Source organism: Sphingopyxis sp. USTB-05 (assembly GCF_023822045.1).
Taxonomy (GTDB): domain Bacteria; phylum Pseudomonadota; class Alphaproteobacteria; order Sphingomonadales; family Sphingomonadaceae; genus Sphingopyxis.
In genome coordinates this window covers 2,646,579-2,667,666 of record NZ_CP084712.1, presented here as the reverse complement: position 1 = coordinate 2,667,666, position 21,088 = coordinate 2,646,579, and the positions used below count along the sequence as shown (strand labels likewise).

At 64.6% G+C, this 21,088-nt stretch carries 21 protein-coding genes and 2 tRNA genes; 13 read left to right on the top strand and 10 right to left on the bottom strand.

Annotation, left to right across the window (positions count from 1 at the left end):
• Window positions 1-2,658, top strand: a complete 2,658-nt coding sequence (gene alaS / locus KEC45_RS12390; protein WP_062178852.1) for an alanine--tRNA ligase — start codon at window positions 1-3, stop codon at window positions 2,656-2,658.
• A complete protein-coding gene (locus KEC45_RS12385) occupies window positions 2,655-3,128 on the top strand; it encodes an SRPBCC family protein (RefSeq protein ID WP_062178855.1) in 474 nt (157 codons plus the stop codon). The genes alaS and KEC45_RS12385 overlap by 4 nt, the downstream gene beginning before the upstream one ends.
• 277 nt (window positions 3,129-3,405) lie before the next feature.
• On the opposite strand, the gene KEC45_RS12380 is transcribed toward KEC45_RS12385, so the two are convergent.
• Both KEC45_RS12380 and KEC45_RS12375 read right to left on the bottom strand, forming a co-directional pair.
• Window positions 3,406-3,819 (bottom strand): holin family protein, encoded by a 414-nt coding sequence (locus tag KEC45_RS12380; protein ID WP_062178858.1) that lies wholly within the window; start codon window positions 3,817-3,819, stop codon window positions 3,406-3,408.
• 61 nt (window positions 3,820-3,880) lie between these two features.
• The gene (locus tag KEC45_RS12375) at window positions 3,881-4,450 is read right to left on the bottom strand and encodes a glycoside hydrolase family 108 protein (RefSeq protein ID WP_062183664.1); all 570 of its coding nucleotides are present in this window, start codon (window positions 4,448-4,450) and stop codon (window positions 3,881-3,883) included.
• A gap of 73 nt (window positions 4,451-4,523) precedes the next feature.
• On the opposite strand from KEC45_RS12375, the gene KEC45_RS12370 reads away from it, so the two are divergent.
• Together KEC45_RS12370 and KEC45_RS12365 are read left to right on the top strand one after the other, a co-directional pair.
• Window positions 4,524-5,501, top strand: a complete 978-nt coding sequence (locus KEC45_RS12370; protein ID WP_062178861.1) for an NADPH:quinone oxidoreductase family protein — start codon at window positions 4,524-4,526, stop codon at window positions 5,499-5,501.
• A 97-nt stretch (window positions 5,502-5,598) separates the two neighbouring features.
• On the top strand, window positions 5,599-5,925 hold the full coding sequence (locus KEC45_RS12365; protein WP_062178864.1) for an EF-hand domain-containing protein: 327 nt from the start codon (window positions 5,599-5,601) through the stop codon (window positions 5,923-5,925).
• Here the strand turns inward: KEC45_RS12365 and KEC45_RS12360 are convergent.
• The 4 genes from KEC45_RS12360 to KEC45_RS12345 all read right to left on the bottom strand — a co-directional run bounded on the left by KEC45_RS12360 (window position 5,922) and on the right by KEC45_RS12345 (window position 8,794).
• Window positions 5,922-6,695, bottom strand: a complete 774-nt coding sequence (locus KEC45_RS12360; protein WP_252171086.1) for a TSUP family transporter — start codon at window positions 6,693-6,695, stop codon at window positions 5,922-5,924. The two genes, KEC45_RS12365 and KEC45_RS12360, sit on opposite strands and share 4 nt — an antisense overlap.
• A gap of 78 nt (window positions 6,696-6,773) precedes the next feature.
• Window positions 6,774-7,829: a proline racemase family protein gene (locus KEC45_RS12355; RefSeq protein WP_062178870.1), complete on the bottom strand. Its 1,056-nt coding sequence runs from the start codon at window positions 7,827-7,829 to the stop codon at window positions 6,774-6,776.
• A 27-nt stretch (window positions 7,830-7,856) separates the two neighbouring features.
• On the bottom strand, window positions 7,857-8,600 hold the full coding sequence (locus KEC45_RS12350) for a sulfite exporter TauE/SafE family protein (protein WP_252171085.1): 744 nt from the start codon (window positions 8,598-8,600) through the stop codon (window positions 7,857-7,859).
• A 117-nt stretch (window positions 8,601-8,717) separates the two neighbouring features.
• Window positions 8,718-8,794 (bottom strand) — tRNA-Pro (locus KEC45_RS12345).
• Between the two features lie 259 nt (window positions 8,795-9,053).
• Here KEC45_RS12345 and yajC point away from each other — a divergent pair.
• Genes yajC through secF form a run of 3 tightly spaced genes read left to right on the top strand, consistent with a single transcriptional unit; the run spans window position 9,054 to window position 12,045 of the window.
• Window positions 9,054-9,383, top strand: coding sequence for a preprotein translocase subunit YajC (yajC, locus tag KEC45_RS12340; protein WP_052182143.1), 330 nt, complete (start codon window positions 9,054-9,056; stop codon window positions 9,381-9,383).
• Window positions 9,384-9,438: 55 nt separating this feature from the next.
• Entirely contained in the window at window positions 9,439-11,052 is a 1,614-nt protein-coding gene (gene secD / locus KEC45_RS12335; RefSeq protein ID WP_062178876.1) for a protein translocase subunit SecD, read from the top strand.
• A gap of 12 nt (window positions 11,053-11,064) precedes the next feature.
• Window positions 11,065-12,045 carry a protein translocase subunit SecF gene (secF, locus tag KEC45_RS12330; RefSeq protein WP_062178878.1) on the top strand — a complete coding sequence of 327 codons (981 nt, stop codon included), beginning with the start codon at window positions 11,065-11,067 and terminating at the stop codon, window positions 12,043-12,045.
• 66 nt (window positions 12,046-12,111) lie between these two features.
• On the opposite strand, the gene KEC45_RS12325 is transcribed toward secF, so the two are convergent.
• A complete protein-coding gene (locus tag KEC45_RS12325) occupies window positions 12,112-13,281 on the bottom strand; it encodes a glycosyltransferase (protein WP_062178881.1) in 1,170 nt (389 codons plus the stop codon).
• Between the two features lie 105 nt (window positions 13,282-13,386).
• Window positions 13,387-13,947, bottom strand: coding sequence for a helix-turn-helix domain-containing protein (locus tag KEC45_RS12320; protein ID WP_062183669.1), 561 nt, complete (start codon window positions 13,945-13,947; stop codon window positions 13,387-13,389).
• 159 nt (window positions 13,948-14,106) lie between these two features.
• On the opposite strand from KEC45_RS12320, the gene KEC45_RS12315 reads away from it, so the two are divergent.
• Window positions 14,107-14,517: a DUF6456 domain-containing protein gene (locus tag KEC45_RS12315; RefSeq protein ID WP_202966807.1), complete on the top strand. Its 411-nt coding sequence runs from the start codon at window positions 14,107-14,109 to the stop codon at window positions 14,515-14,517.
• A gap of 220 nt (window positions 14,518-14,737) precedes the next feature.
• Here the strand turns inward: KEC45_RS12315 and KEC45_RS12310 are convergent, their stop codons facing one another.
• A complete protein-coding gene (locus KEC45_RS12310) occupies window positions 14,738-16,513 on the bottom strand; it encodes an ABC-F family ATP-binding cassette domain-containing protein (protein WP_062183675.1) in 1,776 nt (591 codons plus the stop codon).
• Between the two features lie 134 nt (window positions 16,514-16,647).
• Here KEC45_RS12310 and KEC45_RS12305 point away from each other — a divergent pair, with 134 nt between their 5' ends.
• Entirely contained in the window at window positions 16,648-17,394 is a 747-nt protein-coding gene (locus tag KEC45_RS12305; RefSeq protein WP_252171084.1) for an SIMPL domain-containing protein, read from the top strand.
• Between the two features lie 108 nt (window positions 17,395-17,502).
• On the opposite strand, the gene KEC45_RS12300 is transcribed toward KEC45_RS12305, so the two are convergent.
• The gene (locus KEC45_RS12300; RefSeq protein ID WP_238586592.1) at window positions 17,503-18,183 is read right to left on the bottom strand and encodes a 2OG-Fe(II) oxygenase; all 681 of its coding nucleotides are present in this window, start codon (window positions 18,181-18,183) and stop codon (window positions 17,503-17,505) included.
• 114 nt (window positions 18,184-18,297) lie between these two features.
• On the opposite strand from KEC45_RS12300, the gene KEC45_RS12295 reads away from it, so the two are divergent.
• The 4 genes from KEC45_RS12295 (at window position 18,298) to ccmC (ending at window position 21,088) form a co-directional block, all read left to right on the top strand.
• A tRNA-His gene (locus KEC45_RS12295) sits at window positions 18,298-18,374 on the top strand.
• 112 nt (window positions 18,375-18,486) lie between these two features.
• Complete coding sequence (locus KEC45_RS12290; RefSeq protein WP_062178886.1) at window positions 18,487-19,539, top strand: Glu/Leu/Phe/Val dehydrogenase; 1,053 nt, start codon at window positions 18,487-18,489, stop codon at window positions 19,537-19,539.
• A gap of 138 nt (window positions 19,540-19,677) precedes the next feature.
• Window positions 19,678-20,031: a YbaN family protein gene (locus KEC45_RS12285; protein ID WP_062178889.1), complete on the top strand. Its 354-nt coding sequence runs from the start codon at window positions 19,678-19,680 to the stop codon at window positions 20,029-20,031.
• A gap of 322 nt (window positions 20,032-20,353) precedes the next feature.
• A complete protein-coding gene (ccmC, locus tag KEC45_RS12280) occupies window positions 20,354-21,088 on the top strand; it encodes a heme ABC transporter permease CcmC (protein ID WP_062178892.1) in 735 nt (244 codons plus the stop codon).

The following is a 21,088-nucleotide window of genomic DNA, read 5'->3' as shown; positions in this document are numbered from 1 at the left end:
ATGACATCGACCAACGACATTCGCCGCTCTTTCCTCGACTATTTCGGGGAGGCACAGCATCATATCGAGCCGTCGGCGCCGCTGGTGCCGTACAACGACCCGACGCTGATGTTCGTCAATGCGGGCATGGTGCCGTTCAAGAATGTCTTCACGGGGCTGGAGAAGCGGCCGTACAGCCGCGCCGCCTCTTCGCAGAAGTGCGTCCGCGCGGGCGGCAAGCACAATGACCTCGACAATGTCGGCTATACGGCGCGCCACCACACTTTCTTCGAAATGCTGGGGAATTTTTCCTTTGGCGACTATTTCAAGGAACAGGCGATCGAGCATGCGTGGACGCTGATTACCAAGACGTGGGGCCTGGCGCCCGAAAAGCTGACCGCGACCGTCTATCACACCGACGACGAAGCGTTCGACCTGTGGAAAAAGATCGCTGGTCTGCCCGACGAGCGCATCATCCGCATCGCGACGAGCGACAATTTCTGGTCGATGGGCGACACTGGGCCGTGCGGGCCGTGTAGCGAAATCTTCTATGACCATGGCGACCATATCTGGGGCGGCCCGCCGGGATCGCCCGAGGAGGACGGCGACCGCTTCGTCGAGATCTGGAACCTGGTGTTCATGCAATATGAGCAGATGCCGGGCGGCGAGCGCGTCGACCTGCCACGGCCGAGCATCGACACGGGTATGGGGCTGGAGCGCGTTGCGGCCGTGCTGCAGGGCGTCCACGACAATTATGATACCGACACGTTCAAGGCGCTGATCGCCGCATCGGTCGACCTGACCGGGGTTCCCGCCGAAGGCGCGACGCAGGCCAGCCACCGCGTGATCGCCGACCATCTTCGTGCATCGAGCTTCCTTGTTGCCGACGGCGTGCTGCCGTCGAACGAAGGCCGCGGCTATGTGCTGCGCCGGATCATGCGCCGTGCGATGCGTCACGCGCATCTGCTGGGCGCCAAGGATCCGCTGATGCACCGGCTGCTGCCGTCGCTGACCGCCGAGATGGGCGCCGCCTATCCCGAACTGATCCGCGCGCAGCCGCTCATCGCCGAAACGCTGGAGCGCGAGGAAACCAAATTCCGCCAGACGCTCGACAAGGGCCTTCGTCTGCTCGACGAGGCGACGGTCGGCATGGGCAAAGGCGATACGCTGTCGGGTGAGGTTGCGTTCAAGCTCTACGATACCTTTGGCTTCCCCTATGACCTGACCGAAGACGCTCTGCGCGCGAATGACATCAGTGTCGACCGCGCCGGGTTCGATGCGGCGATGGCACAGCAGAAGGCGGCAGCGCGCGCGGCGTGGAAGGGCAGCGGCGAGAAGGCATCGGACGAAATCTGGTTCGACCTGGCCGAAACCAACGGCAGCACCGAATTCACCGGCTATAGCTCGACCGCGGGCGAGGCGACCATCATCGGCCTCGTCAAGGACGGCAAGCCGGTCGACGAAGCGAAGGCGGGCGACGAAGTCACCGTGCTGACCAATCAGACGCCCTTTTATGGCGAAAGCGGCGGCCAGATGGGCGACGCAGGGACGATCGCGACGCTGGAAGGTGCGAAGGCGTTCGTCAGCGACACGGGCAAGCCGCTCGGCCGTCTGCACACGCATCAGGCGAAGCTGGAGGCGGGGACGCTGAAGGTCGGCGATACGGTGCAACTCGTCGTCGACGCCGAACGCCGCGACCGCATCCGCGCCAACCACAGCGCGACGCACCTGCTGCACGCGGCGCTCCGCAATCGACTTGGCGGGCATGTGACGCAGAAGGGCAGCCTGGTCGCCGAGGACCGCTTCCGGTTCGACTTCTCGCATCCCAAGGCACTGACTGCGGAAGAAATTGCGCAGATCGAGGCCGATGTGAATGCGCAGATTCGCGGCAATGAGACGGTTTCGACGCGGCTGATGACGCCCGACGATGCCGTGGCGGCGGGCGCGCTGGCGCTGTTCGGCGAGAAATATGGCGACGAGGTCCGCGTCCTCAGCATGGGGGCGGCCGACGACCATCATTATTCGGTCGAACTTTGTGGCGGCACGCACGTCCGCGCGCTGGGCGACATCGCACTGTTCAAGATCGTCGGCGAAAGTGCGGTTTCTTCGGGTGTGCGGCGCATCGAGGCTTTGACCGGCGAGGCGGCGCGTATTTGGCTCAATGGCCGCGACGATGCGCTGAAAGCGGCGGCGGCGGCGCTCAAGACGTCGCCCGACGACGTGCCGGCGCGCGTCGCCGCGCTTGCCGAGCAGCTGAAAAAAGCCGAGCGCGAACTCGCCGACGCCAAGAAGGCGCTGGCGCTTGGCGGTTCCGGGAGCGGCGGTGGCGGTTCGGCCGCCGGACCGGCGGTCGAGCAGGTGGGCGACACCTCCTTCCTCGCGCAGGTGGTCGACGGACTTGATCCCAAGGAACTGCGCGGCACCGTCGACGGCCTTAAGAAGCAGGTCGGCAGCGGCGTTGCGATGCTCGTCGCGGTGAACGACGGTCGCGCTTCGGTCGCGGTCGGGGTGACCGATGACGTCGCGCCGAAACATAGCGCGGTCGATCTCGTCAAGGCGGCGGTCGCGGCGCTTGGCGGGCAGGGCGGCGGCGGCCGTCCCGACATGGCGCAGGGTGGCGGCCCCGACGGCGGCGCGGCGAACGACGCGGTGGCCGCGGTCAAAGCGGCGCTCGTTTGAAACCGACCAAGAAGACGCGGCGCACCGATCATGCCGAGCGGCTGATCGCTGCGCCGCTGGTCGATGTCTTTTCGGCCTTCACGAGCGCGACGAAGCTTGCGCAATGGTTGCCGCCCGAGGGGGCGACGGGAACGTTCGAGCATGTCGACCTGCGCGCAGGCGGCGGCTTTTTGATGCGGCTGACCTTTGACGACGCCGACGTCGAGACGAAGAGCGACGACGATAGCGACGTCGTGGAAGTCTATATTCCGACACTCGACGACGGGCGGCTGGTGGTGTGGCAGGTCGAATTCGAGTCCGACGATCCGCGCTTTTCGGGAACGATGGACATGCATTGGTATTTGTCGCGGCAGAGCGGCGGCACGCTGGTCACGATCGATGCGCATCATGTGCCGCCGGGGATTTCGGCAAAGGATCATGAGGCGGGGTTGAATTCATCGCTGGCGAATTTGGCGAGAGTGATCGAATAGGAATCGCGCAGAGAATGCGGAGTTTTTTGTTCGCGCGGAGACGCTGAGAAATTCGATTGGCGGCTTTGCCACCCTATTTTCTTTCCTCCGCGTCTCCGCGTGAGCCTTTCAAAGCGATTTCGAGCCTGATGACTTTCAACTGCCCCACTTCGTCATTGCGAGCGGAGCGGGCCGCAGGCGACCGAAGGTCAACCAATCCAGAGCGGTTTGCGCACGCTCTGGATTGCCGCGCGGCTTCGCCGCTCGCAATGACGAGTGCATTCGATGTTATCGCGCCCTAGCCCTCCACCCCCTTCGCTTTGCCCCACGCCCTTGCGGCAGTGTAGCCTAGGTAGCCGGTCCCAAAGAGCGCGTAGAGCGATTCCGGGATTCCCGTGAGATAGGCGTTCATGCCGTCGGCGATGCCTTTGGCCATTTCGGGCCGCGCGGCGGCGATCAGGCCCATGGGGATCGCCCAGAGCAGCAGCGCATACATGACATAGAGGAAGCTTGGTCGTGCACGGCTGGTCCAGGGATCGGCGCTGTTCGCTTCGGCGACGATCGCGGTCATCCGCGTGCGGATCGCTTCCATTTCCTGACTGCCCTCCATCTTCAGCAGTTCCAGCTTGGCGCGGTCGCGTGCTTCGGGGTCGGGGATGATCTTGTCGATCAGCTTGGCAATGGGGCCGATCAGGCCTTCGATGATGCTCATTCCGATACTCCTTTGTCGTCAAAGTTCAGTGAAGTTCAGCCTTGCAGTGACGTCCGCCGGGTCAGCCCGGGCCGATGCGATTGGCGAGCCAGCCATAAATAAAGGCCTCCTGACTCGGACGGCGTTCGGCGAGCGCGATGTAGCGTTCGCCCTGCAACGCCTCCATTGCACGCAGAAGGACGGTCTCTCCGCTTTTGCCGCGCGCTTTGAGAAAGCCGTCGAGCGCCGACAGCGTGCGCGGGCCGATTTCGCGGTCGACCGGGATGTCGGGGTAGTCGCGCGCAGCGCGGTTCAGGGCATTGAGCGAGCGTTGGAGGAAGGCGGCGGCCGTTCCGGTGCCCATGTTGACGCCTGTATCGAACAGTTCGGCAGCGATTTTTGCTGCCCGCAGCGCGACCTTGTCGAATCCGGGGCGGAGCCAGTAGAGGCGGCGATAGATGCTTGCGGCCTCGCCGCGCGGCAAGTCACGCATCGCGCCGGCATAGCCCTGCGCCCGCGCGACAGCTTCGGTAATTCCCCAGCAGGTCGGGCCGCCGCGATCGGCGGGGTGGTTTACATATCGACCCTCGCGGTCGATGACGGCATCGATCAATGCGTCAACGGCGCATGTCGATGGGTCTGGTCGTGGCATGATTCGTTCCTTCTGGTTGGTTGAACCGATGAAACGAACCATATTGGAATAATGTAGGAAAGGGTTTTTGCCGATGCGGGCAATCGAGGTTCGCGAACTACTTCCCGCCCATGCCGGCGCTTCGCTGACGGATCTGCCGATGCCGGAGCCCGGACCCGGCGAAGTGCGGGTGCGGGTGCGCTCGGCGGCGATCAATTTCCCCGATCTGTTGATGACGGGTGGCGGCTATCAGTTGAAGCCCGATCTGCCTTTCGTGTCGGGGCTGGAGTTTTCGGGTGAAGTGGACGCGGTGGGCGAGGGTGTTTCCGAATGGGCAGCCGGCGATGCTGTCGTCGGCGGCAACCGCTTCGGCGCGATGGCCGAATATGCCGTCGTTCCGCCGGGTGCGCTGCGCCGTAAGCCCGATGCGTTAAGCTGGGACGAGGCGGCGGCTTATCCGGTCGCCTATCTGACCGCCTATGTCGCGCTCGTCCGCTGCGCGCGGGTCGAACCGGGCGAGTGGGTGCTGGTGCATGGCGCAGCGGGCGGGGTCGGGCTGGCGACGGTCGATCTGGCGAAAGCGCTGGGCGCGCGCGTGATCGCGGCGGCGAGCAGCGCAGAAAAGCGCGATGCGATCGCGCGGCTTTACGCGCCCGACGCTGTGATATCGGCCGAGCCGGGGTTTCGCGACGAGGTGAAGGCGTTGACCGGAGGCAAGGGGGCCGATGTGATTTTCGATCCGGTCGGCGGAGACATATTCGACGAATCGACGCGCTGCATCGCATTTGGCGGACGTCTGCTCGTTATCGGCTTTACCTCGGGCCGGATTCCGGAGGTGTCGGTGAACATGCCGCTGATCAAGGGTTTTTCGGTCGTCGGCGTGCGCGCGGGGGAATATGGCCGCCGCTTTCCCGATCGCGGCGCGGAAAATGTGGCGGCGATCGATGCGCTGGCGGCGGCAGGGAAAATCCGGCCGCATGTCCACGCGTCGCTCGACCTTGCCGACTGGCGCGAGGGCTTTGCGATGCTCGAACGACGGGAGGTAGTGGGCAAGGTCGTGCTGAAACCGTGACGAGCCGAAGCCGCTGCCATAGTTTTGCGACACGCGAACTGCCATGTCCGCTTCGGGGCGTCCCGGCACAATTGCCGATATGACCGAAGGACATGGAATGAAGAAATTGACGATGATTGCCGCAAGCTTCGGGCTCGCGGTTCCGGCCGTGTGCGCCGCCCAGCCGCCGCAGGATGGCGGCCGCATGTTCGCGATGATCGACGCCAACGGCGACGGCAAGCTCGACAAGGCCGAAATCACCAAGATGGCTGAAATGCGCGCCCAGCAGCAGGGCGATCCGGCCAAGGCGTCGCCGGAAAGGGTCGATGCCTTTATCAAGTTCCTCGATGCCAATGGCGACGGCGTGGTCGACAAGGCGGAACTCGCCGCGAAGCAAAAGGCGCGGGCGGAACCGCCGCCGCCCGCAGAGGAAGGACAGCCCTAAAAAAGCGTCCAGAGCGGATTCGCGGGGTCGGCGAGCAGCTTTGCGGTGAGCGCAAAGGACATGACGACGAGCAAGGGCCGCACCCCGCGTCCGCCGAAACGGATCGCGAGCCGCGCGCCGAGCTGGTTGCCCGCGACATTGGCGGCGGCCATCGACAGACCGAGCAGCCAGAGGACATGGCCGCCGACGATCATCGCGAGCAGGCCCGCAATGTTCGTCGCGAGGTTGAGGAACTTCGTATTTCCGATCGCGCGCACCAGGCCGAGGCCGCCGAGCGCGACGAGCGTCAGCGTCAGGAACGATCCGGTGCCGGGGCCGAAGAAGCCGTCATAGAAGCCGAGCGCCGTCACGATGAGCGTCAGCCCGAGTGGGCCAACGCGTGCGTGGCGATCGATGCTGCTCATCGGCGGCGCGAGCAGGAAATAAAGGCCCATTGCGATCAGGAGCAGCGGGACGAGCGCGGCGAGGAAGTCGGCGCGGACATATTGGACTACGGTCGCGCCGAGCACCGATCCGGCGAAGGCGCCCGCCGCGGGCCAGGCAAAACGGCGGAGGTCGACATGCCCCTCGCGCCAGAAGGTCAGGAAGGCCGATGCCGTGCCGAGGGTGCTTTGCAGCTTGTTCGTTGCAAGCGCGGAAACCGGCGGAACTCCTGCTGCCATCAACGCGGGGATGCTGAGCAGGCCGCCGCCGCCCGCCATCGCGTCAATCGTTCCGGCGAGAAAGGCGACGCCGATCAGGAAGGCGAAGATTTCGGGCGCGAATTCCATGCCGGCGCTCCTAGTCGCGATCGGCCGTCTTCGCCAGCGTGGTGCCGCGCCGCATAGCAGTGCGGCCGGCGGGCGGCGTCACACCGGCGTGTCGAGGTCGGACAGGCGGCGCGGGAGCGTGAAGCCGGCGCTGAAACGATCGCCGGGTTCGGCGATCATCTCGCTGCGCCCCGAATACCATGCTTGGCCGCTGACCCGGACACGCGAAACGGCGTCGAGCCCGCTTCCGGTCGTGACGGCGAGCGTTCCCGTGAAGCCTTCGCCCGATACACCGCGGATTTCGCAGCTATCGCCGACCGTCATCTCTCCCTTTGCCGCCGCAAGCGCGATCCGTGCGGTCACCCCGCTGCCGGTCGGCGAACGGTCGATCTGTCCGTCGGCGAAGATGCAGAGATTATAGCTCGGCCGGCCGCCACGCGCGCCGAGTGCGACGTCGTCGGTCAGGATCGTGCCGTAGAGGAAGCCCAGGTCCGACTCGGTCGGATGGACGATCGGGGCACCGGCGCGGATCGTTTCGGTGATCGCGGTCGCCGCCCGCACCAACTCGGTCAGCGGCGTTTCCAGCAGCGACAGGCCGATGCGGCTTGCGGGCAGGATCGCGTAGAAAGCGCCGCCGAATGCGATGTCGACGCGCACGGCGCCGAGACCGGGGACTTCGACGGTTCGATCGAGGGCATTCGCGAAAGACTGGACGCTTTCGAACGCGACGCGGGCGGCGCCGTCTTCGTCCGTCTCGACCTCGACCTGGATGACGCCGCACGGGGCTTCGAGCCCGAAGCTGGCCTTGCCGTCGATGAGCGCGACGCGTCCCGTGTCGACCGCCCAGCGGCCGATCGCGATCGTCGCATGGCCGCACATCGTGCTGTATCCCTCCTGATGCGTGAACAGCACAGCAAGGTCGGCGCCCGGCGCTGAGGGATCGGTCGGAATCACGCCGTACATCCCGTCATGCCCGCGCGGTTCGAGCATCAGCATCGTCCGCAGATGGTCGAACCGTTCCAGCGCATCGCGGCGCTTTTCAAGAATCGTGTTGCCGGCGAGCGGGGGATAGCCGGCCTCGACGATGCGGACGGGTTCGCCGGCAGTGTGCATGTCGACGATGCGGATGGTGGTGGCTTCGCGATTCGATGTCATATCCGTATCTCGGGCGTGCATGGGGTTTCAGGCAAGCGCGATCTGGATCGCCTGATACAAAAAGGTGGCGCCGATGATCGTGACGATCCAGCGGCGGCTGGCACGAAAATGCGCGTCGCTGATGCGGTCGAGGATGGCGCCGCCGACCATGATTCCCGCCATCGACGCAAGAACGGCGACGGCGGTTACGGACAGCGGCATGATTTCGCGCGCCGAAGCGCTGAGCAACAGCGCGCCATAGACAAGGATTTTCGATGCGTGCCCGATCGCCTGCATGACCGCCTTTGTCGCGACGACCTGATGCCGGCCCAGCCTGGTATGGATGAACAGAAGGTCGGTAACCGGGCCCGACACGCCCGAGACGAGCGCGAGCCCGGTCGAGACGAAGCCGCCGCCGAGTGCGTGCCAGCGATTGGTCGCGTCGAGCGCCAGCCAGCGTTCGGGCAGCCAGACGAGGATCGGCATCAGGCCGAGCCCGAGGAAAACGTAAAATTTGGTCGGCGTGAAGATCACCAGCGAGAAAAAGCCGATCGAGGCCGCCGCCCCGATGCCAAACCAGATCAGCACCGGCCATGCAACATGCGCGCGGTGCAGCACGACGCGCCAGGCGTTCGATGCGAATTGGATGACGCCGTGAAGGGCGAGGGCCGTCGTGACGGGCAGTATCCACGCGAGCACGCCCATGAAGACGAGCCCGCCCGCCATGCCGAAAATGCCCGAAAGAATGGAAGTCAGAAATGCGGCGGCGACGATCAAAAGGCCTGCCTGCATATCCTTCGCTTTCCGGTCGGCGCGATATCGCACGTGGATAGGGGCGACGCCGATGCATCGCGCCCGCCCCGATAGGCGTGCTATCCTGGCAGGACGCTGTCAAATTGTCAGTTAAATTGGTCGGGACGAGAGGATTCGAACCTCCGACCCCCACACCCCCAGTGTGATGCGCTACCAGGCTGCGCTACGTCCCGACCGGCCCCCGTAAGGGCAGGCGAGGCCCCTAGCGCGGGTTGGCGGGCGATGCAAGCGGCGATGGGCGGTTATTGCGACGATCGGCCTGGCGGGCTTGATATGGCGGGCATCATTCCCATTTCGGCCGCGCTTGCCAAGGGGGAGGGGCGCGCACGACCGGTTGCGCGCAAGGCCCCTGCGTGATAGGCGCCGCGCCATATTTGCGTGCCGGTTCCGGAGGGGAATGGGCGCTGCTTACGAACGGAAAGTTTTTCACTCATGTCGACGCAATTGCTTCTGACCCAGGCGGCCGGATCGGGCGGCGGGGCTGCCGGTTTCCTGATGCTGGTTCCCTATCTGCTGATCTTCGCGGTTTTCTGGTTCTTCCTGATCCGCCCGCAGCAGGTTCGCGCCAAGGAACATCGCGCCAAGGTTGCAGCGGTAAAGCCGCGCGATCAGGTCGTGACGGGCGGCGGCATCGTCGGCAAGATCACGCGCGTCGACGATGATTTCGTCGATGTCGAAATCGCACAGGGCGTGAAGATCAAGGTCGTGAAGTCGACCCTGGCCGACGTTCTGCAGCCCGGTGGCAAGCCCGCCAACGACTGACGCGGCGGCGCCCGCGTCCTTCGCGGGCCCGCTCCAGCTATCGGATCAATAGACCATGCTCGATTTCCCGCGCTGGAAGACCATCGGCATCAGCATCATCCTGCTGCTTGGTATCCTCTTTTCCATCCCCAGTTTTCTTCCCGAAAAGACGGTCAATAGCCTGCCGTCCTTCCTGCAGGCGAAGGTCAACCTGGGCCTCGACCTTGCCGGCGGCAGCCATTTGCTGCTCGAGGCCGACATCAACGACCTCCGCAAGACGCAGCTCGCGAACATGGAAAAGACCGTGCGCGCAGCGATGCGTGGCGAAACCGGCCCGGACGATGACATCGCGATCGGCGAACTGTCGACCGCGGGCGGCAAGATCAGCTTCCTTGTCCGCGACCTTTCGAAGCTCGACGAAGCGCGCGAACGCTTGTTCAACGAGACGCGCGGTGCGCAGCTGACGGGTCAGCGCGATTGGACGGTCACGGTCGTCAATTCAACGCGGATCGAGATGACTCCGACCGGCGCCGGACAGGCGCAGGCGGTCGCGAACGCGATGGATACCGCGCGCGACATCATCGACAAGCGCGTCAACGCGCTCGGTACGCGCGAACCGACGATCATCCGCGAAGGCACCGACCGCGTCGTGGTGCAGGTCCCCGGTCTGCAGGATCCGGCGGCGCTGAAGGAATTGATCGGCAAGACCGCGCGGCTTGAATTCCGCATGGTCGACGCCAATGCGGACCCCGCCGAGGCGGCCGCGGGCCGCGTGCCCGTGGGCAGCGAAATCGTTCCCTATGCCGTGGGCGAGGGCAACGGCGCGGCGTTCGAAGTGCTGCGCCGTCAGGTGATGATCAGCGGCGAGCAGCTGATCGACGCCAAGCAGAGCTATGATCCGCAGAACAACCAGCCGGTCGTTTCGATCCGGTTCGATTCGGGCGGTTCGAACACCTTTGCCAAGGTTACCGCGCAGAGCGTCGGCAAGCGGTTCGCGATGGTGCTTGACGGCAAGGTGCTGTCGGCGCCGTCGATCAACGAGCCGATCCTTGGCGGCAGCGCGCAGATTTCGGGCAGCTTCAGCGTTGCGAGCGCCAATGCGCTGGCGATTTCGCTGCGTTCGGGTGCGCTGCCGGTGAAGATGACCGTCGTTGAGGAGCGGACGGTGACGCCCGAACTCGGCGCCGACTCGATCCGCAAGGGCGCGATCGCCGGAATCATTGCCACGGTGTCGGTGCTGGTACTGATGCTCGTCGTCTATGGGCGTTTCGGCGTCTATGCCTGCGTCGCGCTGGTCTTTAACGTGTTCCTGATCATCGCGGTCATGGCGGCGTTCAATGCGACGCTGACGTTGCCCGGTATTGCGGGCTTCGTGCTGACGATCGGCGCCGCGGTCGATGCGAACGTGCTGATCAACGAACGCATACGCGAGGAACTGAAACGCGGGCGAAAGGTGTTCCAGGCCATCGAACTCGGCTATTCGGAAGCCAGCCGCGCGATTTTCGATGCGAACGTCACCAACGTCATCGCCGCCGCGTTGATGTTCTGGTTCGGGTCGGGCCCGATCAAGGGCTTTGCGGTGGTCTTGACCATCGGTATCGTAACCAGCGTTTTCACTGCCGTTACCGTCACGCGCATGTTCGTAGCCCATTGGCTGCGGACCAAGCGCCCGACGTCGATCAATATTTAAGGGAGCGAAACGATGCGCTTGCTAAAACTCGTTCCTGACGACACCAACATCGATTTCCTGCGCTGGCGAAAGCTCGCCTCGTTCATGAGCTTTTTCCTCGTGGCCGTGTCGATCGCGCTGGTCGCCGTGAAGGGTCTGAACCTTGGCGTCGACTTCGTCGGCGGCCAATCGGTCCGCGTGGAATTCACGCAGGCCATGCCGCCGATCGACGAAATCCGCGAAAAGGTGGGCGATATTGGCCTTGGCGAAGCGACGATCCAGCAGTTCGGATCGGACAAAGCCGTGTCGATCCGTACCGCGCTGCCGGAAGGCGACAAGGACGCGGCCGAACGCGCGGGGCAGCAATTGGTCTCGGGCATTCATAAGGCCTTCCCGACCGCGAAGACCGGTTCGGTCGAAACCGTGTCGGGCAAGGTTTCGGGGGAGTTGATCCGCACCGGTGCGATCAGCCTTGGTCTCGCGATTCTCGGTATCTCCATTTATATCTGGATCCGCTTTGAATGGCAGTTCGGCGTCGGCGCGCTTGGCCGCCTGTTCCATGAGGTATCGCTGACATTCGGCCTGTTCGCCGTGACGCAGATGCAGTTCGACCTGAACAGCGTCGCGGCGTTGCTGACCATCGTCGGCTATTCGCTCAACGACACGATCGTCGTGTACGACCGTATTCGCGAGAATCTGAAAAAATACCGCAAGATGGAGATTGTTCCGCTTCTCAATCTCAGCATCAACGAAACGCTGTCGCGCACGGTGATGACGACGGTTGCGATGGTGTTGGCGCTTGGGATGTTGTTGCTTTTCGGCCCCGACGTGATTTTCGGCTTTACCGCTGCGATGCTGTTCGGGGTGTTCATCGGCGGCTATTCCTCGGTGCTGATGTCGACGCCGGTGCTGGTGTGGCTGAAGGTCGGCCCGCACAGCTTCGTGCCGCGCACGACCGCTGGCATCGAAGGCGGCGAACGCGTCGAACGCAAGGACGACGGCGCGGTCGTCTGAATTCTTGCGATTTTGTAGATGAAACGGCGCCGGTCCGCTCCAAAGAGCGGGCCGGCGTTGCCGTATCTAGAGACGCGCGCAGCGGCGGAGATGCGCAGCGAGTTCGCAACCGTTGCGATCCCAGTCGAAGCGGCCATCGAGGGTGGCTGCGACCTCGGACGGCTGGGGCGGGTTTGCGAGGATCGCGCGCACCGCTTCGGCAATCGCTTCGGGGGTGCGGTCGACAATGCGGCCCGCGACGGGCGATGTGACCAGTTCGGCGGCGCCGCCCGCGTTGCTGATCACGATGGGGGTTCCACACGCGAGAGCTTCCACCCAGGCATTTGCGAGGCCTTCGCTCGCCGACGGCATGACGACGGCATCGGCGGCGCGATAGAGCCGGGGGAGGTCGGCGTTCGCTACGGGGCCCATGAAATATACGCGCCCTTCGACGCCCAGCTTCTGCGCGAGCGCGCGGTAACGGCTTTCCTCTTCGCCGGCGCCGGCGAGCCAATAGTGGACGCCGGGCAGCGCGGGTAGGGCCTCGATCACGAGCGATTGGCCCTTACGCGGGATCAGCGCGCCAACGGTAAGAATGGCGGGGGCGTCGCCCATGCTGATCGCGGCGCGCGCGGTGGCGCGGTCGCCGGGGTGAAAGCGCGCGGTGTCGATGCCGGTGTAGTGGACCGTGGTTCTTGCCGTATCGATGCCGATCGCGGCCATGTCGTCGCGCATCGCTTCGGATACCGCGAGTAGTCCGGCCGCCTTCGTGCCCGCTTCGATCACCTGCGACCGGGTGGCAGGATCATGGCCGAAGTGGCTGATATCGGCGCCGCGGGCCTTCGCCGAAAAGGGAATGCCCAGCGCTTCGGCGACCTGCATCGCGGCGGGACCGTCGGGGTAGAAGAATTGGGCATCGGCAACGTCGAACTGTTGCCCTCGCACGGCAGAAAGGACCGCGCGGGCGACCTTCGCCGGATTACGGCGCGCGCCGTAGCGCGGAATCAGGGTGAAGCGTGGACGCACGACGGAGAGACCGTTCCACTGTTCGGAGCGCGGAAGGCTGCGCAGCGCGCGATAGCGCTTGTGGAGCGAAAGCGGGAAGGGCGGCAGGCCGACGGGGGCGACGATGGTGAGGTCGATCCCCGGCTGCGCCGCGAGCGCGCGGAGGCTCTTCTCGACGAACAGGCCGAAGTTCGGCCGTGCCGCGTCGGGAAAGAGCGTGGCGATCGACAGGACGCGCAGGGGGGCCGTCATGCGCAACCTCCTTTCCGTTCGTGCTGAGCTTGTCGAAGCACTGTTCTTCCTCTTGGGAAAAGAAAAGGACGGCCCTTCGACAAGCTCAGGGCGAACGGAATTGAGTTAGAGTGTGCGCAGCAACCGGACGGCGACCGCGGCCCAAGGTGGGTTGTTGACGACCTGCTGCCGCTGGCCGGTGCCGAGCGGAAGCAGGTGGAGTTTTTCGCCGTCGACGTTGAGCAGGCGCGCGAAGAAGAAGCGGCCGGCGGGGCGGGGGACGAGAAGGTCGCGGTTGAGCATGCTGCCCCAGTCCCCCTCGATCCGGCGACACCAGATTTCGTCTCCCGCGCGATAGTCGCCTATCGACGAGGTGACGCGGACTGCGACCATATCCTCACCCGGGCGCGCGGTCAGCGCCTGTTCGACGCGGGTGGGCGCCAGCGCGCCCTCTGCGCCGAGAAGCGCCGTGATCGTAAGCTGCGCATCCTGCGGCAACTGGACGAGCTCTGCAGCATCGACGCCAAGCGCTGCGGCGATACGGTTCATCCAGCCGAGCGACAGCGTGCGGGTGCCCGTTTCGAGGCGGCCGATAGTCTGGGCGGTGGTCGGCGGAACGCAGCGCTGGCCGACCTCTTCGAGCGTCAGACCCTTGGCGCGGCGGACCGAGCGGATGCTGTTGATCATCGCAAAACCCTCAAATAACCAAATCGGTTTCTTCTTTCCTACAAAATATTCCAGTGTCAAGCCCGCTGTGCAGCACAGGAGAATCGCATGACCGCACAGCGCCTCGAGACCCGCGTCCACCCCGACGACCGCATCGATCCGGTGAAGAGAGGGCGGCAGATGATGCGGCATGTAACGGTCAATGTCGCCGAAAGCCCGGTCGCCTGGCTCGCATCGCGCGGGTTGCTCACGGCGGAGCAGCTCGGCGCGGGCGAGCGATTGCGGGGCGACTATGAGCGCGCGGGGCTGTCGGCCCACGTGACGATGCGCTGGGATGCCGCGCCGCCGGGAAAGAACCGCGGCGGCGCACGCGCTTCGGACGCCTCGCTTGCGCGGATCGATGCACATCGGCGTTTTCACGCGGCGATCGATGCCGCAGGGCCGGGTCTCGCCGACATCTGCTGGCGCGTGATCTGCGCGGGCGAGGGAATTGGGGATGCGGAAAAGGCGCTCGGGTGGCCGGCGCGGTCGGGCAAGCTGGTGCTGGGACTGGCGCTCGACCGGCTGGCGCGCTTTTACGGGACGGGGTGAGGATGAGGGCGTAAGCGGAGAGGTTGGTTTTGGGTGGTGAGCGGGCGTCCCGACTCCCACGTCCGTCATCCCGAGCTTGACCCGGGATCCCGCTTTTGCGCCTCGATTGGTTTCAAGATTAAGCGGGACCCCGGGTCAAGTCCGGGGGTGACGAGAGGGAGAGTAGCTGACCTATATCGACGTTGCACGACGGGGCAGCGGATCGCTCTCTAGAGGTCGGCTATTGGAGGCCTTCAACCTCTTCGGCCAACGCGAGCCAGCGGTCCTCCGCCGCCGCTTTTTCATCGCGCAGCTTGTCGAGCTTGCCCGTCAGGGCATTGAACCGCGCATTGTCGCGCACGAAAAGATTGCCGTCGGAGAGTTCGGTCTCGATCGCCGCCATTTCCTTTTCGATTTCCTCGATCCGGGCAGGGAGGAGATCATAGTCGCGCTGGTCCTTGTAGCTCAATTTCTTGCGCGCGGTGGGTGGCGGCGGCGGCGCCGCGGCGGCCGCCCTGGCTTTGGCGGCGTTCGGCTTGACCCGCTTCGCTTCCCAGTCGGCATAGCCGCCCGCAACGATGTCGACTTTGCCCGATCCATCGAGGCCGAGCGTCACGGTGACCGTACGGTCGAGGAAGTCGCGGTCGTGGCTGACGAGCAGCACGGTGCCGGCATAATCGGCGATGACTTCCTGCAACAGGTCGAGCGTTTCGAGGTCGAGGTCGTTCGTGGGCTCGTCGAGTACCAGCAGGTTCGATTCGCGCGCGAATTCGCGCGCGAGAAGGAGGCGCGAACGTTCGCCGCCCGACAGCGCGCCAACGCTGGCCTCGATCACGCCGGGATCGAAGAGGAATTCTTTCAAATAGCCCTGGATATGCTTTTTGACGCCGCGCACCTCGATCCAGTCACCGCCGTCCGAGAGGATGTCGCGGACGGTCTTTTCCGGCGAAAGCAGGCTGCGCTGCTGGTCGATAATGATGCCGTCGAGCGTCGGGGCGAGGGTGATGCTGCCCTCGTCGGGCTGAATTTCGCCCGTGAGAAGCTTGAGCAAAGTCGACTTGCCCGCGCCGTTCGCGCCGACGATGCCGATGCGGTCGCCGCGCTGGACGCGGAAATCGAAATTCTTGATGATCGTGCGGTCGCCGAAGCTTTTCGAGACACCCTCGGCGACGATTACCGATTTCGAACGGACGTCGTCATTGGCGAGGCCGAGCTTGGCGACGCCGGGCCCGCCGATCATCGCGGCGCGGGTGGCGCGCATTTCCTTGAGCTTTTCTAGGCGGCCCTGATTGCGCTTGCGGCGCGCGGTGACGCCGCGTTCGAGCCAATGCGCCTCGAGCCGGAGTTTCGAATCAAGGCGCTGGGCGGCGCGTGCTTCTTCGGCCGCGACGGCATCGCTCCATTCCTCAAAGCCGCCGAAGCCGATTTCCTTGCGGCGGATGCTGCCGCGGTCGAGCCAGAGGGTCTGACGCGTCAGGCGCGTGAGGAACGTACGGTCATGGCTGATCGCGACGAAAGCGCCGGTGTAGCGAGCAAGCCAGCTTTCGAGCCAGTCGATCGCGGCGAGGTCGAGATGGTTGGTCGGCTCGTCGAGCAATAGCACGTCGGGATTTTGTGCGAGGGCGCGAGCTAGCGCGGCACGGCGGCGCTCGCCGCCCGAGGCGCTGGCTGCGGTACGCGACATGTCGATGCCAAGCTGGTCGGCGATCGCGGCGACCTCATGCTCCTCGGGCGCGTTGGGCGCGGCCACGGCGAAATCCATCAGCGTCGAAAAGCCCGAAAAATCGGGTTCCTGTTCAAGCATGACGACATGCGTGCCCGGCACGATCACGCGCTTGCCCTTGTCGGCGTCGATCTGTCCGGCGAGCAGCTTGAGCAACGTCGTCTTGCCCGCGCCGTTGCGGCCGATCAGCGCAAGGCGGTCGCGTTCGCCGACGTAAATGTCGAGGTCCTGGAACAGCCAGCCGCTGCCCTGCACAAGGCCGAGGCCTTCATAAGATAAGATCGGTGCTGCCATGATGAACGGCGCGCTACCGATACGTTCAGCATCATGCAAGCGCGCTCAGCACAAAGGCCGGAACGGGTCTGCTCCGTCTGCGTTACGGGGCGGACATCACAGATGACCGAAAGCCCGGTTCACAGGAGAATGAAATGACGAAGCAAATGTTCGCCGTTATGGCAACCGGACTGGCGCTGATGGCGGCAACGCCCGCGCTTGCGCAGCAGGGAGGTTCGACGGTGACAGCAGCAACGACCCAGGGGCCGATCCTGACCTTCGCCATCAGCGAGGAAGTGCGTTCGCGCCCCGATCAGGCGACCGTTGGCGCCGGCGTGACGACCACCGCACCGACCGCGGTAGAGGCGATGCGTCAGAATGCGGCCGCGATGGACAAGCTGATTGCCGCGGCGAAAGCGCGTGGGATCAAGGCCGAGGATATCCAGACCAGCGGCATCAACCTGTCGCCGCAATATGATTATAACAATCGCAGCGACGGTCAGCCGCCGCGTTTCCTGGGCTATCAGGTGTCGAACAGCGTGCGCGCGACGACGTCGAAGATCGAAGATATCGGGCCGTTGCTCGACGCGCTGGTCGCCGCCGGCGGCACCAATGTCGACGGTCCGTGGTTTGGCATGAAGGATCCCGATGCGCAGTTGGTCGGCGCACGCGGCACCGCGATCAAGTCGGCCGAAGCAAAAGCGCAGGATTATGCGCGTCTCGCCGGTTTCCGCGGCGTCGAGTTGGTGTCGATCAGCGAAGGCGGCAGCTTCGGGCCGCAGCCGCAGATGCCGATGGTGCGCATGGCGATGGACGCCGGTTCGGCGAAGGCAACCCCCGTCGAACCCGGCCGGGTCGCCAACACGCTGACGCTGAATTTCCAGTACCGGTTGGTTAAGTAAGAACTGACCTATCCCGTTCGTGTCGAGCGAAGTCGAGACACCGTGAAGGTGTAAGATGCCGATGGGCATCTCGACTTCGCTCGATGCGAACGGTTTTTTGTTGCCGCGTTACGCCAGCTCCCCCTCGGCCCAAGGCCAGGGGCGCTCGCGAAACCATTTGGTGATGATATATTTACGGCCCTTACGAACCTTCATCCCGTGGTGGAGCGTTTCGGGATTGACGGTGCCGTCGGGCCGCACATTGTTCCACGCGAGCAATTTGCCCGTTTCAGGCTGGTGCATCTTGGCCGTGGCAAGAAAGCGCGTCGCGCCCCCCGCACCGGGTTCGTTGAGGTAGATCATCAACGTCCAACTGCGCTGGCCGGGCACCGTGCAATAGGTTTCCCAGTCGGCGCCGTGCGGATCAAAATAATCGGTGTGCGCCTTGAACTCCTGCCCGACGTCGTAGCGCTGGCCCTGCATCGGTTCACCATATTCGCGCGGGATGCCGGTGAGGTCGTGGAGGCGGTCGTTGACCGCGATGACGATCGGGTCGCGATGGTCGAGGTCGCAGGTCGTGCTGGTACGAAACGCGTCGTCTCCGTTCGGATCGGCGATCGTCGAGGGTCGTACGTCGCGGTCGATCTGTGCGATCAGCGCGGCGCAGGTGTCGGCGTCGAGAAAGCCGGACAGCATGAACTGTTGCAGCTTTGGCGTCGGCGCGCGGCGGATGCCGGGAACGGCGGCGAGCCGCTCGGCAGTGCGGTCGGCGCCCGAGGTCGCCATGTCGACATGTTCGTTCACAGCCATGGCGCGCTATTTAGCAGGGAAGCGCGTGCGAACAATGCTTGACGAGCGGGGGGATGCGCGCCTATTCGCCGCGCGCTGTCGAGGGCGCTTTGCGCGCCGCTCGTCGCTTATGTGGCGACCATAGCTCAGTTGGTTAGAGCGCCGGTTTGTGGTACCGGAGGTCGCGGGTTCGAGCCCCGTTGGTCGCCCCATTTCTTCTATTATCGCGAATAGACGCTTTTGGGGTGACTCGCTGCGCCCGTTGCATTATTGCGCCATCACGTAATTTTCTTGTGCGTCAATTTCGTGAAGAGGGAAGCTGCCATGTCCGCTGTCTGGGATTTTGCTGATTTTGACGATCATGAACATGTCCATATGTTCCGCGATCGTGCCAGCGGGCTGACGGCGGTCATCGCTGTCCACTCGACCCACCTCGGCCCCGGCGCCGGCGGCGTGCGATATTGGCATTATCCGCAGCGCGCGGCGGCGATCACCGACGCGCTGCGCCTTTCGCGCGGCATGAGCTATAAAAATGCGATGGCGGGCCTGCCCATGGGCGGCGGCAAGGGCGTGATCCTCGCCGACGAGAATGGCACGAAGACGCCCGAACTGCTCGCGGCGTTCGGCCGCGCGGTCGATTCGCTCGGCGGCGCCTATGTAACCGCCGAGGATGTCGGGATCACCGATTCCGACATGGTCGAAATTTCCAAGCAGACGAAGCATGTCAGCGGGCTTCCCGTTGCGAGCGGTGCCGATGCGGGTGGCGATCCGGGCCCGTTCACCGCGCTCGGCGTCTATCTGGGCATCAAGGCTGCGATTCGCGAAGGGCTTAATACCGACAGCGCGAAAGATGTGCGGATCGCGATCCAGGGGGTCGGCAGCGTCGGCGGCGGCGTCGCGCGGCGGCTGGCGGCCGAGGGTGCGAAGCTGACTCTCGCCGACGTCAATCTGGCGCGCGCGAAGGCGCTGGCGGAAGAGCTCGGCGCCGAGCTGGCCGATTCGGCTGCGATCATGGAGATCGAGGCCGACGTGCTGAGCCCCAACGCGCTTGGTGCAATCCTGACCGAGGCGAGCATCGAAAAGCTGCGCGTGCCGATCATCGCCGGTGGTGCGAACAACCAGCTTGCGACGGCGGCTGACGGTAAGCGCGTCCACGATCGCGGCATCGTCTACGCCCCCGATTATGTGATCAACGCGGGCGGCATCATCAACGTCGCGCTGGAATATCTGGGGCAGGGCAGCCGCGAAGAGGTCGAGAGCCGCATTCACCAGATACCCGGCCGCCTCGCGGAGATCTGGGCCGAGAGCAAGGCGAGCGGTACGCCGGCGTCGGTCGTCGCCGACCGGATGGCGCAGAAGCTGATCGGGCGCGGTTGATTTTACTACTCCCCGGCGAAATCCGGGGCGTAGCGTTTGTCCAACAGACTCTTGCTTCGAACGCTCTGGACCCCGGCCTTCGCCGGGAAACAGGGTAGGGGGTGGCGCCGAGCTTGGATTCCGCTAAGCCTGCCCTTGATGAAACGGCATTTTTATCTGGTCGCGGGCTGGGCGTCGTTGGGGCTTGGCGCGATTGGCGCATTCCTGCCGCTGTTGCCGACCGTACCGTTCGTCATTCTTGCCGCATTTTGCTTTGCCCGCTCATCGCCGCGGCTCGAAAACTGGCTGCTGATGCACCCGCATTTCGGGCACCATATAACCGCGTGGCGCGAGAAGGGCGCGATCAGCCGGAAAGGCAAGATTGCCGCAACCGCGGCTTTTGCGTTCAGTATCGTGCTGGCTGCGATATTTTCGCCTTGGCCGTGGGTGATGGTGCCCGTGATCGCAGCGGCGGTGACCGGAAGCTGGATATGGACGCGCCCGGAGGCGTGAGTTCTGTTTGGTTTGGTGTGGGGAGCGGGCGTTGCCCTGTTCCACTTCCGTCATCCCGCGCTTGACGCGGAATCCCCCTTTTTGATGCATTATACTTGGCTAAACCCCAAGCGAGACCCCGGATCAAGTCGGGGGTGACGATGATGGAGAGGGCCGCTTTTGGTGGTTACTTGCCATTCGTCGATCGGGATGGGACTTGCGGAGAGGAGATCGCCGAGGGGTTGACCTGCCACCGGGCACGGGCGACACAACCATGACCGGGGTCGCGCCGGGCAAATTGCTGGACCACTTTCCCCGGCTCGCCTAAGGACGACGCGACCCGATGCACGCCTATGCTAATCCCACGCGCTTTCTTGCGATTGCCAAGCCGCTGACGCCGTGGCTGTTGGGCGTTGGGCTGTTGCTCGTGCTCGGTGGTGCCTGGGCTGGGCTCGCGCTGGTTCCAGGTGACTATAAGCAGGGCGAAACCGCACGCATCCTCTACGTCCATGTTCCGTCGGCCTGGCTTGGCATGGGTGGCTGGACGTCACTGGCGATTGCGGGGTTGATCCAACTTGTGTGGCGCCATCCGATATCGGGCATCGCGGCGCGCGCGATCGCGGTACCGGGAATGCTGTTTACCGCGCTGTGCCTCGCGACCGGATCGATCTGGGGGCGCCCGACCTGGGGAACCTGGTGGGAATGGGACGGCCGGATGACTTCGATGCTCGTCCTGCTGTTTCTCTACGCGGGCTTTATCGCGCTGACGAGCGGTGACGACGGGCAAAGGCAGGGCGGTTCGCTATCACGCGGCGCGGCGATCTATGCGCTGGTCGGCGCGATCAACATCCCGATCATCAACCGCAGCGTCGTCTGGTGGAACAGCCTGCATCAGGGGCCGAGCATCACGCTTGGCGGATCGAGCATCGACGGCGCCCTGCTGTGGCCGCTGGGCTTGACCGTGCTCGGCTTTTCGCTGCTATTCGGCGCCATCGTGCTGATGCGAATGCGGCGGATCATCGCCGACAATCGCGTCGCGGCGCGGCTGCGGCGACTGGCCGACGACGAAGGGACCTGA